The organism is Candidatus Villigracilis affinis, from assembly GCF_016705895.1.
GTDB lineage: Bacteria > Chloroflexota > Anaerolineae > Anaerolineales > Villigracilaceae > Villigracilis > Villigracilis affinis.
In genome coordinates this window covers 83,919-98,397 of the sequence record NZ_JADJKT010000025.1, presented here as the reverse complement: position 1 = coordinate 98,397, position 14,479 = coordinate 83,919, and the positions used below count along the sequence as shown (strand labels likewise).

Genomic DNA, 14,479 nt, shown 5'->3' with positions numbered 1-14,479 from the left:
GGCTTATTATAATGCGCCAATTTGGAGCTCCACATTGTGGATTCCTTGTAAATGGTACAGACTACTGTAAAAAAGAAAAAGCCTAAAGAAAGGGCGTTTCTTTAGGCTTCGATCTGATTTTATTTGGCGTATTCGGTTGCCCGTGTCTCGCGTATGACTGTTACTCGGATTTGACCTGGGTACTGCATGGTCTCTTCGATCTTCTTGGCGATATCGCGTGCCAGTCTTGCGGAAGATAGGTCGTCGATCGTATCTGGTTTGACAAGAATACGGACTTCGCGTCCTGCCTGAATGGCAAAGGCCTGTTGCACACCTTCGAAAGACATGGACATTTCCTCGAGCGTGCGGATGCGCTTGATGTACGCTTCCAGATCTTCACGGCGGGCACCGGGGCGGGCGCCAGAGATGGCATCTGCAGACTCAGCGATGACTGCTTCCACGGTATCCTGATCCACTTCATGGTGGTGAGAAGCGATGGCATTCACAACGATGGGGTTGACCCCATACCGTTTGCAGAATTCCGCGCCCAGGCCGGCATGTGTTCCGTCCTGATTATGGTCCATGGCTTTGCCGATGTCGTGCAAGAAGCCGCCCTGTTTGGCCAATTCGATGTTTGCGCCAAGTTCAGCGGCAAGGATGCCCGCGAGCTTGGAAACTTCCACTGCATGAGCAAGCTGGTTCTGTCCGTATGATGTGCGGAATTTCAACCGCCCCATCATGCGCAAAACTTCATTGTGCAGGCCGGTGACGTTGGCTTCGTAGGCCGCCTGTTCGCCCGCCTCATTGATGATCTTTTCAACGGCTTTGGTTTCATCTTCCACGATCTTTTCGATGTGGGCGGGATGAATGCGTCCATCAAGGATGAGCTTCGAAAGGGCGCGGCGACCAATTTCACGGCGGACGGAGTCGAAGCAGGAGATCGTGACCGAGTCTGGGGTATCGTCGACGATCACATCTACACCGGCGGCCTGCTCAAAGGCTTTGATATTGCGGCCATTGCGGCCGACGATGCGGCCCTTCATTTCCTCGCTGGGGAGGGTGACTACGGCGCGGGTTACCTCGGCTACATGCTCAGACGCCACACGCTGGATCGCATCTGCGATAAGTTTGCGGGCGCGTTTTTCACCTTCTTCGCGCGCTTCGGCTTCGATCTGGCGGATGATGCGTGCCATATCGCCGCGTGCTTCCTTTTCGACCGAAGCGAACAATTCCTTGCGGGCTTCATCCTGGGTCATTTGCGCCACGAATTCAAGCTTTTTCATCTGGTCTTCGTATAGCTTGTCGATCTCGTTTGCGCGCTTGTCGACCTGCGATTGACGTTTGTTCAACGTTTGTTCGCGCTGTTCCATTTTGTCGAAGCGGCTGTCAAGTTCGCCGCGGCGCTTATCGAGGCGCTCAGTTTCCTTGCTCAGTTCGATGCGGCGTTCCTTGACCTCGGATTCGGCGGCCTTGGTGATTTTGGCGGCATTTTCACGTGCGCCGCTTTCGATCAGGCGGGCTTGTGAATTCGCCGCCTTCAAAATATCGTCTGCTTTTTCCTGGCGTGCCTTCGCGGCTTGTTCGGCCTGATATCGGTGGAAAAAATATCCGGCAGTAACACCCACGATGAGCACAATCAAATCAACTATTAGGACGAGCGGGCTCATGTTATATCCTCGTTTTCATTGTCAAAGTTTTTTTGTTCCCCATCTGGGCGGGTTTCACTCCATGCCCGGGTGACAATGGGCGCAATAACGGAGTATGGGAAGCCTCGCCGTGCGAGGAACTCAGATAGTTTTTTTCTAAAATCGTTCCATTCCAGACCTTTGAGTCTGCCCAGCCTTTTTTGGGCGGCTTCGTAGGCCAGTATTTCCTCGTTGACTCCGGATACCGCGGAGCGTACGGTTTCGTCGTCGAGACCTTTTTGGCGGAGTTCCATTGCCAATGCTCGTCGACTGCGCGGGCGGAACGTACTGCGGTTTTCCACCCACACCTGTGCAAATTCATTGTCATTGACCAGACGCGCATCACGAAGACGTTCGATCGTTATTTCGATGGCATCTTCAGGAAATTCATGCTTGTTCAGGTTCTGTCGAATTTCCTTTTCCGAGCGGGCACGATAACTCAGGAAGAGCATGGCTTGTTGATAGGCCCGTTCACGGGCATCATCGGCCAGTAGTTTGGCGATTCTTTCATCGCTGAGTTCGTCACCGGTTTTCAACCATGCTGCGGTGATGCGTGCCACTCCAAAGGCGAACTCTCCATCGAGGTAGATGTTTACCCGGTTGGGGGTCTTCTTTTGGACCGAAATGGCAGTTATCTTTTTCATTTGTTAAAAACACACAGCCAGGGTTCCCGACCCTTACAGGTCGACCTTGGCTGTGGAAAATGTCTGGGTTGACTGAGCAAACTCCAAGTCCGCCTTGATGCGGATGGATGTGGGTGGTCAGGTACGTGAGGAATTAAGTCACGTTTGGCATGGGTTGTAATGGGTGAAATCCGTCTTGTGTTTCAGTAATTTTCTAACAAGAAAGACTTCACAAAGTAACTCCCGAACGCTTTCGGCGGGGAGGGATCGAGCGCCAAATTTCCAGTCAAATTTCAAGCAAGGCCGCGAACGGCGGAGATTTCTCAATATCGAACCCTTACGGATTTCCTTAATTATACATGAATTTTAAGATTTGTTAACATTTGGAAACCATTTCAAAAATGTGACGGCCTGACGGGCCTTATAGGCTTTTTTGAGTATAATAAAATTCCTGTTTGCATAGACGAAAAATCGCGTTCCTTCCTTTGACCAGCGAGGAAAGACGGGTTTATTACATGGAGGTATTGATGATTGAACAAGAGCATGAGACCGGGGGAGATATTAGGAATATTCGGCGCTTTATCGCTTTTCTAGGGATATTGTTCATTTTAATCAGCCAGTTCTTGATCTTTTCACAGCCTGTTGATAATGTCATTGTGTTTCCTCCTTATACGTGGCTGGCGGTTTTTGGTGTTCTTATTCTGGCTTTGAGCCAGCTCATTCGTCCAACGTTATTCCTCCAGAAGATGTCTGCATGGTTCATTTTTCAGGAGCGGATGTTTTGGGTGCTGGCCGCCTTTCTGATGTCTGTGCTGGTCACGGTGGCGACAGCCAACCTGATGCTGTTCGCGCGCATCAATTACATCCCCGTTGTCACTATATGGCTTTTTAGTGCATGGGCATATGTGTATACTTTCTTCAATGTGTCGATCAACTTGAATGCGTTTCTCGATTGGTTGAAAAAGAATCGCAATGAGATTTTGGCTGTTGTGGCAATTACCTTGCTTGCCGCCGCGTTTCGTTTCTATCGGCTGGGGGGAATTCCGCGCATTTTGGATGGCGATGAAGGTTTGATCGGTCTCGCCGCCCAAACCACCACGAGTGGTCTGCTTGCCAATCCGTTCTCGTTGTGGGAGAACTTTGGCGCGATGTATTTGCAGTTGATCAACACTTCCATCGGTTTTTTTGGGGTCAGTTCCTTTGCCTTGCGGCTACTGCCCGCTATTGGGGGCACGTTGGCTATCCCGTCGCTTTATCTATTAACTCGCTGGATCGGTGGAAAAAGGATCGCCTTGATCACCGCTCTAATCATTGCTTTTTCTCATTCCCATATTCATTTCAGCCGCATCGTGTCGGTTGCGTATATTCACGGGACATGGCTGGCTCCACTTGAGCTTTACCTGCTTATAAGCGGGCTTGAAAAACGCGAATCTTGGAGGACAGCATTGGGCGGGGTGCTGGTGGCGATCCACTTTTCCATTTATCTGACCGCCCAGGTGATCATTGCGCTTGTATTCGTTTTTATGCTGCTTGCCTTCCTATTTTACCGTCCATGGTTCAAGGCGCGCCTTTCCCAGGCCATGGTCTTTTGGGGTGGCTTTCTAATTGTTATCCTGCCTTCTGCATTCTATATTTATAGGAACACCAACGAGTTTTTAAATCGAATGGCGCAGAACGGCACCTTCCAATCCGGATGGCTTGAATTGACCATGCAGTCAACAGGCCAAAGCGTAATAGAGATTTTATTCGGCAGATTTGTCCATGCCTTCCTTTCATTGACCTATTATCCGGCGCTTGATTTTTATGGCTCATCGTCACCGATGATGAGTATGATCTCCAGCACCATGTTCCTGGCTGGGTTGCTCGTTGCCTTGTGGCGAATTCGAAACCCTGCCTATTTGCTCCTGAACGGTTACTTTTGGGGTGCGACCTTCTCGGTGGGTATCTTTGCGATCCCGCCAAGCGCGGATTCCTATCGTATGTTGATGGCACTCCCTTCTGCGCTGGTCATGGCTGCATTGGGACTCGATCAGGTGCTTGAATTATTAGGCTTTGGTTGGAAGACCTCACGCAATGCCTACATACTTTCCAGCTCGGCTGTTCTCGTCAGTTTGCTCATCTTTAATATGTGGACATATTACGGGGACTTCGCAGGCAAATGCCGCTTCGGTGGAAACCTTGTCGGGCGTTTTGCATCCTACCTCGGCAGCTACGCAAGAGTCGTTGACAATGAACTCCCTATTTATCTGCTGAGTGATAGTATTTATTTTTATGGCAGTCATGCGTCAACGGATTATTTAAGCGAGAGAAGAGCGATTACGAATTTTCCCGACCCGATCGATATGTTGGAACCCATTTCCGGTGAAACCATTATCGCCAACCCGGAACGCATTCCTGAGTTGGAGGCTTGGGCGCGTTTGCATCCTGGCGGTGACCTTCATTACCGCTACGATTGTTCAAACACTATTTTGCTGGCCTATCAAGTTCCTTAAAGAGGAGATTTGGATCCGCGCGAATACGAGCTCATGTATCACGTTGAAGACCGTCACTGGTGGTATCGCGGCATGGAAACCATCACACGGGCTTTGCTTGAACGCTGGATGCCCGCGCACTCCCCAAGAATTTTGGACGCCGGCTGTGGCACAGGCGCCGCCATGACAACCTATCTTGCAGAATACGGGATGGTCACCGGCATTGACCTGTATGCCGAAGCCCTGAGATTCTGCTGCAAACGAAATGCTCCCCGCCTCGCCCGCGCCTCTGTGCTGGACCTGCCATTTGCTCCTGCTTCCTTTGACATGGTCACCAGCTTCGACGTTCTTTACGAGCGGGCCGTCTCCGATGAATTGACCGCCTTGAAGGAATTTTTCCGAATCCTGACCCCACATGGCCGTATCCTGCTTCGACTGCCTGCCTATGATTGGCTGCGCGGACAGCACGATAAAAAAGTGCACACAAACCGCCGCTATACAAAGAAATTGGTCAACCGTTTGCTCGAACAAAGCGGATTCATGGTTGAACACCTTTCCTACGCCAATACATTTCTCTTTCCCCTGGCCGTGGCAAAAAGGCTGAGCGAAAGAGTTTTCCCACCCAGTGATGATCAATCTGACCTTGCCATGAACGCGGGCGCTTTCAACAGCGTTTTGAAATTCATTCTTTCCGCTGAAGCGCCCCTTGTTTCGCGTGTTGGCCTGCCGTATGGTTTGAGCGTGATTGCAATCGGTAGGAAATGACAAACCTGATGAAGCGTGAAAAAGAAAGCCGACAACTCCCCAGTATCAGTGCGGTATTCCCAGCCTATAACGATGGCGGGACAATCGCCAGCATGGTCGCCGCCGCATGGATCGCATTGAATCAGGTCACTGATGATTATGAGATCATCGTCGTCAATGATGGCAGTTCTGATTACACAGCCACCATGCTGAATGAAATTTCTGTCAGATACCCCGAATTGCGGGTCATCACACATCCATCCAATCAGGGCTACGGCGCGGCGCTGCGGACGGGGTTTTCCGCCGCATCCAAAGACTGGGTCTTTTATACCGACGGCGATTCGCAGTACAACCCGCTCGAACTCGTGAATCTGGTCCGTGCACTGCGCGAAGGCGTGGATGTGGTCAACGGCTATAAATTGACCCGCAACGATTCATGGATGCGAATCGTGATTGGGCGGGCCTATCACTACTTCGTCAAATTTCTCTTTGGTATCCGCATCCGCGACGTGGATTGTGATTTTCGGTTGATCCCCCGCCATATTCTCGAAGAAATCGAATTGAAAAGCGTCAGCGGCGCGATCTGCCTTGAACTGGTCAAAAAGATCGAGGATGCTGGTTATGTCTTTGCGGAAGTTCCTGTCAATCACTATTCGCGCAAATACGGCGTCTCTCAATTCTTCGTCCCCTGGCGGATCGTCCGTACCTTGCGGCAACTGGCGGGTTTGTACTGGATGCTCGTAATTCAAAAAGAGCATTTGCGTAATCAATGATCATCATGGATATTGCCGCAACGTATTTCCGTCAAAAAGTATTGATCACCGGGGGAGCAGGTTTTATTGGAAGTAATCTCGCGCATAAACTCACAGCCCTCGGTGCGGATGTCACCATCGTTGACAACCTCGACCCTGATTCTGGCGCCAACCTCTTTAACTTGAATGGCATCGAGAAAACCATCCGCTTCATTCAGGCAGATATCAATGACGAAAGCCAGATGGCCCTTGCGGTCAAAGGGCAGAAATTTATGTTCAACCTGGCCGGGCAGACCAGTCACTTGGGAAGCATGCAGAACCCGTTCAAAGACCTGAATGTCAACTCGGTGGGGCAGTTACGGCTTTTGGAAGTTTGCAGGCAGAATAATCCTGAAATCAGCATCGTTTTTGCAGGGACACGTCAGGTGTATGGCCGCCCGAAATACCTGCCTGTGGATGAAAATCATTTGCTGACCCCGCTCGATAATAATGGCGTGAGCAAGCGGGCAGGGGAGATGTATCACATCGTTTACAACCGTGTGCATGGCATGACGACTTGTGTTTTGCGAATGACCAATGTGTATGGTCCGCGCATGCGCATTAAAGATGACCTGCTGACATTCATCGGCTGGTGGTTTCATCAGCTTTTGGCGGGGAAGGATATTCAGATATTCGGCGATGGAAGGCAGGTCAGGGATATCAACTACGTGGATGATGTGATCCATGCCATGTTGTTATGTGCCGCTCATCCTTCCGCGAGCGGAAAAATATACAACCTGGGCGGGGCACCGATCAATCTGCTTGACCTTGCTCGTTTGATGATCCAGGTAAATGGCAGCGGCGGGTATGCGCTTGTGCCTTTTCCTGAGAATCGCAAAAGCATTGACATCGGCGATTATTACGGCGATTACAGTCTCATTCAAAAGGATGTCGGCTGGCAGCCGCAGGTGGAGCTCGAAGCTGGCATTTCAAATCTACTGGCGTTTTACCGCATGTACAAAGAACATTATATGTGAGTGAAATGGAAGAGATTCCCGTCATTGACCTGAAAAAGCAATACCAGTCCATTCGCCCTGAATTGGATGCTGTCTTTGCCCGTGTGTTGGAAAAAGGCTCTTTCATTTTGGGCTCGGAAGTTTCTGCCTTTGAAAAGGAATTCGCCGAATATTGCGGAGTGGCCCATGCAATTGGCGTTGCCTCTGGCACGGAAGCTTTGCAATTGGCGTTGATGGCCTGCGAGGTCGGGAAAAATGACGAGGTGGCTGTCCCGGCTCATACCGCTGTGGCAACTGTCAGCGCGGTGGAAGCGGGCGGAGCCCGTCCGCTTTTGGTGGATATCGATTCCGCGAATTACACACTTGACCCGAGTCTGCTTCATCGAATCCTCACGGCGCGCACACGCGCAATTATTCCTGTGCATTTGTATGGCTGCCCGGTGGAGATGGAGCCCATCTTTCAATTTGCGCGTGATAATCACTTGTTTGTGATCGAAGATTGTTCGCAGGCACACGGCGCTTCGTATCGCAATCGTAAAGTTGGCGCGTGGGGTGATATTGCCGCGTTTAGTTTTTACCCGACCAAAAACCTCGGCGCGTTTGGCGATGGGGGAGCGGTGGTGACGAATAATCCTGTTCTGGCTGAAAAGGTGCGACTGCTGCGCCAGTATGGCTGGAGTGAACATTACATCAGCTCGATCAGGGGCATCAACAGCCGCCTCGATGAATTGCAGGCGGGCATCCTGCGCGTCAAGCTGCACCATTTGGATGTGTGGAATGCGCGTCGCAGACAACTTGCCGATTTGTATCGCGAGTTGCTTTCAGGCACCGATTTGGTTTTGCCTGCCCAGAATGCAGGCCATGTCTATCATCAATTTGTGATCCGTCATCCGCGGCGTGACGCGCTCAGGGAGTATTTGAAGGAACGCGGAATTCACACTCTGGTGCATTATCCTGTGCCCATTCACCTTCAGCCTGCCTACACTGACCTCGGCTACCCTGCGGGGAGCCTCCCGATGACCGAGCGGGTGTCTCGTGAGGTGTTGTCGTTGCCTATTTACCCAGAGTTGACCGAAGAAATGGTGGGGTTGGTTTGTCAGGCCATTTTGGATTTTTCCGCTCAATAAATGTGACAAATTTCATGCTCGGATAACATAACTTTTGGCTTGATTGGGGTAAGAATACATAGGCCTTGTTTGTGGCCCTCCAAAGTTGTGACAAAAGGAACTATTCTCTTTAGGCAAGATATGCGATAATTTATGGTAACTGTCGTATTTGAAACTCTTCGACTTTCAAAATTTCACTGGAGGCACTATGGCAAAAATCACGCGCGAAGATGCACTTGAATATCACCGTTTAAAGGGCAAGCCTGGCAAGGTGGCGATCGTTCCAACCAAGCCGATGGATACACAGCGAGACCTGAGTTTGGCATATTCCCCCGGCGTCGCCGAGCCAGTTTTAGAGATTGAAAAGAATCCCGACGACGCCTATGAGTACACTTCCAAAGGCAATTTGGTCGCTGTAATTTCCAATGGTACGGCCATTCTCGGTCTGGGTGACCGCGGCGCATTGGCGAGCAAGCCTGTAATGGAAGGCAAGGGCGTTTTATTTAAGAAATTCGCGGATATCGACGTTTTCGATATCGAATTGAATTCCCACGACCCAGACGAAATCATCAAAGTAGTGGCAGCGATCTCGCCGACCTTTGGCGGGATCAATCTCGAGGACATTAAAGCCCCCGAGTGTTTTTACATCGAAGAAGAACTGAAGAAGATGCTGAACATCCCCGTCTTCCACGATGACCAGCACGGCACGGCGATCATTTCGTCGGCTGGTTTGGCGAATGCGTTGGAGATTGTCGGCAAGCGTCACGATGAGATTCGACTCGTCATCTCCGGTGCGGGTGCTTCGGCGATCTCCTGCGCGGAATTGGCGATCAGCTGGGGTGTGAAGCGTGAAAACATCATGCTCTGCGATAGCAAGGGCGTGGTGTACAAAGGCCGCAAGGAAGGCATGAACAAATACAAGGAACGCTTCCTTGTGGAAACCGATGCCCGCACGCTGACCGATGCCCTGCGCGGTGCGGACGTGTTCTACGGCTTGTCCGTTGCAAATGTGATGACTCCCGAAATGGTTAAGATCATGGCGAAGGACCCGATCATTTTTGCGATGGCGAATCCTGACCCGGAGATCAAGCCCGAGTTGGCGAGAGAAGCGCGCAAAGATGTCATCATCGCGACTGGCCGCTCGGATTATGTCAATCAGGTCAATAATGTGTTGGGTTTCCCGTTCATCTTCCGCGGTGCGTTGGATGTGCGTGCGAAGCAAATTAACGAAGAGATGAAGTTCGCGGCTTCCAAGGCCTTGGCTGCCCTTGCCAAAGAGGATGTGCCCGATTCGGTCATCCGCGCTTATGGCGGCGAGAGCATCAAGTTTGGACGTGAATACATCATCCCCAAACCATTGGATCCGCGTGTGCTGTTGTGGGAAGCGCCCGCCGTCGCTGAAATGGCGATGAAGACCGGCATGGCCCGCAAGACGATCGATATCGATGAATACAAGGAACAGCTTGCTTTCCGTCAGGGCAAGGGCGAACGCATCCGCTACTTCTTCCAGAACAAGGCCCGCACTTCGGGCGGCAAGAAGCGCGTGGCGTTTGCAGAAGGTGAAGAGCAGAAGGTCATCCGCGCCGCTTACCAGATCAAAGAGGAAGGGATCGCCACTCCTGTTTTGATCGGGAATGCTGGTGTTATCGATGAACACCTCAAGACCCTTGGCTTGGATTATCAGCCCGTGGTTGTGGACCCCAACAAGTTTGATAAATTGGATGCCTATGCCAAGGCCTACTATGAATTGCGCCAACGCAAGGGCGTGATGGCAAGCGATGCGCACAACAAGGTGCGTGATCCCAACATCCTCGGCTCGATGATGGTAAAGATGGGCGATGCAGATGCCTTCGTCTCAGGTTTGACCTTTGACTATCCCGAAGTGATCCGCCCGGCGCTGCAGATCCATCACACCGCGCCAGGCGCGGCGCGCGCGGCAGGTGTGTACATCATGATCGTGGAAGACAAAGTCTTCCTTTTCACAGATGCCACTGTCAATATTGACCCGACCGCCGAAGACCTTGCAGAGATCGCCTCTCTCGCCGCAGACTTTGCGGTGAAACTTGAGATCGATCCGCATGTAGCCTTCCTCTCCTTCTCGAATTTTGGTTCCACTCCGCATCCGCTTTCAGACAAGGTCCGCAAGGCTGTGCAGTTGATCAAAGCCCGCCGCCCCGATCTGCACGTGGATGGCGAAATGCAGGCCGATACCGCGGTCATGCCCGAGATCAGCGAAGAACGCTATCCGTTCAGCGCCGTGAAAGACGCGAACGTGTTGGTCTTCCCATCGCTCGAATCCGCGAACATTGCCTACAAGTTGCTTTCACGCCTCGGTAACGCCAAGGCCATTGGCCCGATCCTGCTCGGCATGGGTGCGCCAGTGCACGTCTTGCAAACGGGCGATGATGTGAACGCCATTGTCCAAATGGCTGCGGTTGCCGTCATGGATGTGATGGGACGTGAGGAAAAAGCCGGCAAGAAGTAACAATTGATAAAGTAAGCAAAGCGGTCTTGAGTTCATTCTCAAGACCGCTTTTTGTTTTATACTCGGCCTCATTCATTTTAGAGGATTCTTGACTATGCAAACTCCGCTGATCGAAATACGCGACCTGGTCAAAACTTATCGAACGCCCGCCGGTGATTTCACCGCCATCAAAAGCCTGGATGTGGATGTGCAAAGAGGGGAATTTGTGGCCATCATCGGCAAATCGGGTAGCGGAAAATCCACTTTTATCAATATGCTGACAGGCATTGACCGTCCCACTTCGGGGAGCATTCTGATCGACGGCGCGCCCATCCATAAATTCAGCGAGGCCCAAATGGCCGCCTGGCGCGGACGTACCCTCGGAATCGTCTTCCAGTTCTTTCAACTTCTTCCCACGCTGACTATTCTCGAAAACGTCATCCTCCCGATGGAGTTGAACCGTTTATATTCCAAGGCAGAGCGTCGCGCCCGCGCCATGCATCTGCTCGAAAAAGTGGAAATGGCCTCGCAGGCGAATAAACTTCCCGCTGCCGTTTCAGGCGGCCAGCAGCAACGCGTGGCGATCGCTCGCGCACTGGCAAATGATCCGCCGCTCATTGTGGCAGATGAGCCGACAGGGAATCTCGATTCGAAAACCGCTGAAAAGATCTTCCTGCTTTTTGAAGACCTGGTCGCTTCAGGGAAAACCATTTTGATGGTGACGCATGACAGCGACCTGGCACGCCGTGCCAGCCGTACCATCCTCGTTTCAGACGGCGAAGTGGTGAATGAATACCTGGTGCGCGCGCTTTCCACACTGACACAAGATCAGCTTGTGGAGGTCGTGAAGCATGTCAAACCACAGGTGTATGCGCGTGACACTGCCATCATCCAGGAAGGGGAGGTGGGGGATAAGTTCTACATTATTCTGGATGGTAAAGTGGATGTGCTGATTGGTGGACGCGGTGGCGGTCAAGTGGCGGTCAATCAATTGGGGGCGGGGAATTATTTCGGTGAAATGGCCTTGTTGGGAGATGGCGTCCGCACGGCCACGGTCAAGGTTTCGAGTGCGGGCGATGTGAAAGTCGTTGCGCTGGATAAAAAGGCCTTCGACCATTTGGTTGGCGAATCGCGCCTGCTGCGCGAGGAATTGTCCCGAATCACTGCCGAGCGCGCGATTCCCCTGCGCGACCATACCACCATGCGCATCAAACGCTCAACCTTGCAGGGACAGCAATGAGTGTCCAACGCGCGAAGGTCTTCCGTGACCTGACGGTGAACAAATCTCGGAGTTTACTCATCATCGCATCGGTGGCGGTTGGTGTGATGGCCTTTGGGCTGATGCAAATCGGCGGCGAGGTATTGCACGAAAACCTGCGGGTTTCATTTTCTGCCAGCCGCCCCGCCCACTCTGTGTTGAGCCTCTCGCCGTTTCAAGATGGGTTGGTGGAAAACGTCCGCACGCTGGAGTATGTGGAATCGGTGGAGGCCCGTACGGTCAGCCAGGCCTTGCTGGAGACCGCACCCGATAAATGGGTGACCTTCGAGCTTCACACGATTCCCGATTTCGAAGCATGGAACATAAACAAGGTCACGGTTGAATCGGGAGCCAGTTTCCCGCCGCCTGAAAATTCGGTCTTGCTTGAACGCTCCCTGCGGGCAATCACCAACGTGGGCAATTCCGTCCGTGTGAAGACACTCGATGGAACAATTTACACTCTGCAGGTCGCAGGCTTTGCAAATGACCTGTCTGTGGTGCCAACCAGCGCAGGGTTGGTCGCGTACGGATACATCACCCCACAAACAGCGGAGGCTTTGGATTTCCCCGACGATTACAACCGCATGTACGTTAGGCTGAAGGATGTTTCAGACCGCTCTTCCATCGAGGCCGTGCTGACAACGCTTGTCAAATATATCGAGAAGAAGGGAATCCCTGTTTACGGCGCACCCGTGCCTGAACCTGGCAAGCAGCTACTGGGTGACAATGTTGATTCGGTTTTGTTCATCCTGGGCTCGCTTGGGAATCTCACCCTGTTATTGAGCGCTTTCCTTGTCACCACGGTCATGTTCGCGGTGATGAATCAGCAGGTCAAACAGATCGGTATCCTCAAATCTTTGGGCGCGCGCAGTTTCCAGACCATGGCGTTGTATTTTCAACAGGTCGTTTTATACGGCCGCAGCGCTGGTAATTGCGATACCCCTCAGCGCATTGGGTGGGTATTTCATGGCCGGTGGGGTTGCCGATGGCATGAACATGATCGTGAGCAGGTTCTTCATTCCGCTTCGTACGGCGGGATTGCAACTCATCAGCGCATTGTTGATTCCCTTTTTGGCCGCCCTCATCCCGATCTTAAATGGCACACGTGTCACCATTCGGGAAGCCATTACCGATTACAGCGCCAACGATTCCTCACGCATGAGTTGGGTGGGGAAATTGCTTTCCGTTTTCAAAAACCTCTCCCAATTATTCAACCTTTCCATCCGCAACACTTTCCGCCGCCCCGGCAGGCTGACCTTGAACTTCGCCACTTTGGTCCTTGCGGGTGCGATGTTCATTGCCGTGGTTGGCATCCGCCAGTCACTGCGTATGATGGTTTTCGATATTCAAAACGACGCCATTTACGATGTGGATGTGGATTTTTCGCAGCCGTACCCCAGCAACACCTTCGAAAGAAAAGCCAGCCGCATCGAAGGCGTGACACGAGTTGAATCCTGGAATCTCGACACGGGCCGCATCGCTTTTGAAGACGACACCTTCAGCGGCAGCATTGCCCTGATCAGCATTCCTGATGATTCGCAAATGACCCAACCCAAAGCGGTGTTTGGACGTTTCCTGCTCCCGACGGATGAATTCGCCATCTTCATTAACTCGGACACCCTCGGTCTCACTCCGCTGAAACCTGGTTCCACCATCCGACTCAGGATCGGCGCCGAAGAACATGATTGGACCGTGGTTGGCATCGGCACGCGAGGATTTGGGGCTGCCGCCTATGTCCACTACGATGACCTTGTCACACAAACGGGCACAGATGGGCTCGCAAACCGCCTCGTGATTCAAGGTGGCGCGGGTGACCCAGTTTCACAAAACCGCCTGCAGGCTGAAGTCCTCGCCGTTTTGGATGATGCGGGGTATGAGGTCCAAGCCTCTCATACCACCACCGAGTTGAAAGAATCCACCGCCGCGCAAATGGACACCCTCACCGTATTGCTAATGGCGATGGTGATTCTGATTGCCATCGTTGGCGGGCTTGGTCTTGCCATCACCATGAGCTTGAATGTCATGGAGCGCACCCGTGAAATCGGCATTCTGCGTTCACTGGGCGCTCAAAACGGAGTGATCCGCAGGCTGGTGCTTGTCGAAGGCCTGACCATTGCATTGATGAGTTGGATCATCGCAATTCCCCTGTCGATTCCGCTGGCGGTCTTTCTTGGCGATGCGCTGGGTGTTTCACTGCTGGCCACGCCGCTCGACTACATCTTTTCGATCCCTGCCGTGTTAATCTGGCTTGGATTGATCATCCTCATTTCCATCGTTGCCAGCCTGATTCCCGCCCAAACCGCCGCAAAGCTAACCATTCGCGACACGCTGGCATACGAGTAAAATTCTGTATATTCATTTTATCTGCGTTGATCTGTGAATAAAAATAACAAAGGAAAATA

The 14,479-nt window shown here is 52.1% G+C and carries 11 protein-coding genes; 9 read left to right on the top strand and 2 right to left on the bottom strand.

The features are described from left to right. Positions 1–119: 119 nt before the first annotated feature. Both rny and IPI86_RS11755 read right to left on the bottom strand, forming a co-directional pair. Positions 120–1,646, bottom strand: coding sequence for a ribonuclease Y (rny, locus tag IPI86_RS11760; RefSeq protein ID WP_345298201.1), 1,527 nt, complete (start codon positions 1,644–1,646; stop codon positions 120–122). Beyond that, positions 1,643–2,308, bottom strand: a complete 666-nt coding sequence (locus tag IPI86_RS11755; protein ID WP_345298200.1) for a RecX family transcriptional regulator — start codon at positions 2,306–2,308, stop codon at positions 1,643–1,645. Before IPI86_RS11755 ends, rny begins: the two co-directional genes overlap by 4 nt. A 506-nt stretch (positions 2,309–2,814) precedes the next feature. Between IPI86_RS11755 and IPI86_RS11750 the strand changes: the two genes are divergently transcribed. The 9 genes from IPI86_RS11750 (at position 2,815) to IPI86_RS11710 (ending at position 14,420) form a co-directional block, all read left to right on the top strand. Continuing rightward, complete coding sequence (locus IPI86_RS11750; RefSeq protein WP_345298199.1) at positions 2,815–4,779, top strand: phospholipid carrier-dependent glycosyltransferase; 1,965 nt, start codon at positions 2,815–2,817, stop codon at positions 4,777–4,779. Positions 4,780–4,788: 9 nt separating this feature from the next. After that, positions 4,789–5,523 carry a class I SAM-dependent methyltransferase gene (locus IPI86_RS11745; protein WP_345298198.1) on the top strand — a complete coding sequence of 245 codons (735 nt, stop codon included), beginning with the start codon at positions 4,789–4,791 and terminating at the stop codon, positions 5,521–5,523. An 8-nt stretch (positions 5,524–5,531) separates the two neighbouring features. Further along, complete coding sequence (locus IPI86_RS11740; RefSeq protein WP_345298197.1) at positions 5,532–6,275, top strand: glycosyltransferase family 2 protein; 744 nt, start codon at positions 5,532–5,534, stop codon at positions 6,273–6,275. Continuing rightward, positions 6,272–7,270: an SDR family NAD(P)-dependent oxidoreductase gene (locus IPI86_RS11735; protein WP_345298196.1), complete on the top strand. Its 999-nt coding sequence runs from the start codon at positions 6,272–6,274 to the stop codon at positions 7,268–7,270. The genes IPI86_RS11740 and IPI86_RS11735 overlap by 4 nt, the downstream gene beginning before the upstream one ends. 5 nt (positions 7,271–7,275) lie before the next feature. Next, positions 7,276–8,376 (top strand): DegT/DnrJ/EryC1/StrS family aminotransferase, encoded by a 1,101-nt coding sequence (locus IPI86_RS11730; RefSeq protein ID WP_345298195.1) that lies wholly within the window; start codon positions 7,276–7,278, stop codon positions 8,374–8,376. A gap of 187 nt (positions 8,377–8,563) precedes the next feature. After that, positions 8,564–10,840, top strand: coding sequence for an NADP-dependent malic enzyme (locus tag IPI86_RS11725; RefSeq protein WP_345298194.1), 2,277 nt, complete (start codon positions 8,564–8,566; stop codon positions 10,838–10,840). A 94-nt stretch (positions 10,841–10,934) separates the two neighbouring features. After that, the gene (locus IPI86_RS11720) at positions 10,935–12,059 is read left to right on the top strand and encodes an ATP-binding cassette domain-containing protein (RefSeq protein ID WP_345298193.1); all 1,125 of its coding nucleotides are present in this window, start codon (positions 10,935–10,937) and stop codon (positions 12,057–12,059) included. Then, a complete protein-coding gene (locus IPI86_RS11715; protein WP_345298192.1) occupies positions 12,056–13,528 on the top strand; it encodes an ABC transporter permease in 1,473 nt (490 codons plus the stop codon). The genes IPI86_RS11720 and IPI86_RS11715 overlap by 4 nt, the downstream gene beginning before the upstream one ends. After that, complete coding sequence (locus IPI86_RS11710) at positions 13,410–14,420, top strand: FtsX-like permease family protein (RefSeq protein ID WP_345298238.1); 1,011 nt, start codon at positions 13,410–13,412, stop codon at positions 14,418–14,420. Before IPI86_RS11715 ends, IPI86_RS11710 begins: the two co-directional genes overlap by 119 nt. The last annotated feature ends 59 nt before the right edge of the window (positions 14,421–14,479 follow it).

Coding starts and splice junctions, on each gene's coding strand:
- rny (WP_345298201.1), bottom strand. CDS start 1,646: ATGAGCCCGCTCGTCCTAATAGTTGATTTGATTGTGCTCATCGTGGGT.
- IPI86_RS11755 (WP_345298200.1), bottom strand. CDS start 2,308: ATGAAAAAGATAACTGCCATTTCGGTCCAAAAGAAGACCCCCAACCGG.
- IPI86_RS11750 (WP_345298199.1), top strand. CDS start 2,815: ATGATTGAACAAGAGCATGAGACCGGGGGAGATATTAGGAATATTCGG.
- IPI86_RS11740 (WP_345298197.1), top strand. CDS start 5,532: ATGAAGCGTGAAAAAGAAAGCCGACAACTCCCCAGTATCAGTGCGGTA.
- IPI86_RS11735 (WP_345298196.1), top strand. CDS start 6,272: ATGATCATCATGGATATTGCCGCAACGTATTTCCGTCAAAAAGTATTG.
- IPI86_RS11730 (WP_345298195.1), top strand. CDS start 7,276: ATGGAAGAGATTCCCGTCATTGACCTGAAAAAGCAATACCAGTCCATT.
- IPI86_RS11725 (WP_345298194.1), top strand. CDS start 8,564: ATGGCAAAAATCACGCGCGAAGATGCACTTGAATATCACCGTTTAAAG.
- IPI86_RS11720 (WP_345298193.1), top strand. CDS start 10,935: ATGCAAACTCCGCTGATCGAAATACGCGACCTGGTCAAAACTTATCGA.
- IPI86_RS11715 (WP_345298192.1), top strand. CDS start 12,056: ATGAGTGTCCAACGCGCGAAGGTCTTCCGTGACCTGACGGTGAACAAA.
- IPI86_RS11710 (WP_345298238.1), top strand. CDS start 13,410: ATGGTTTTCGATATTCAAAACGACGCCATTTACGATGTGGATGTGGAT.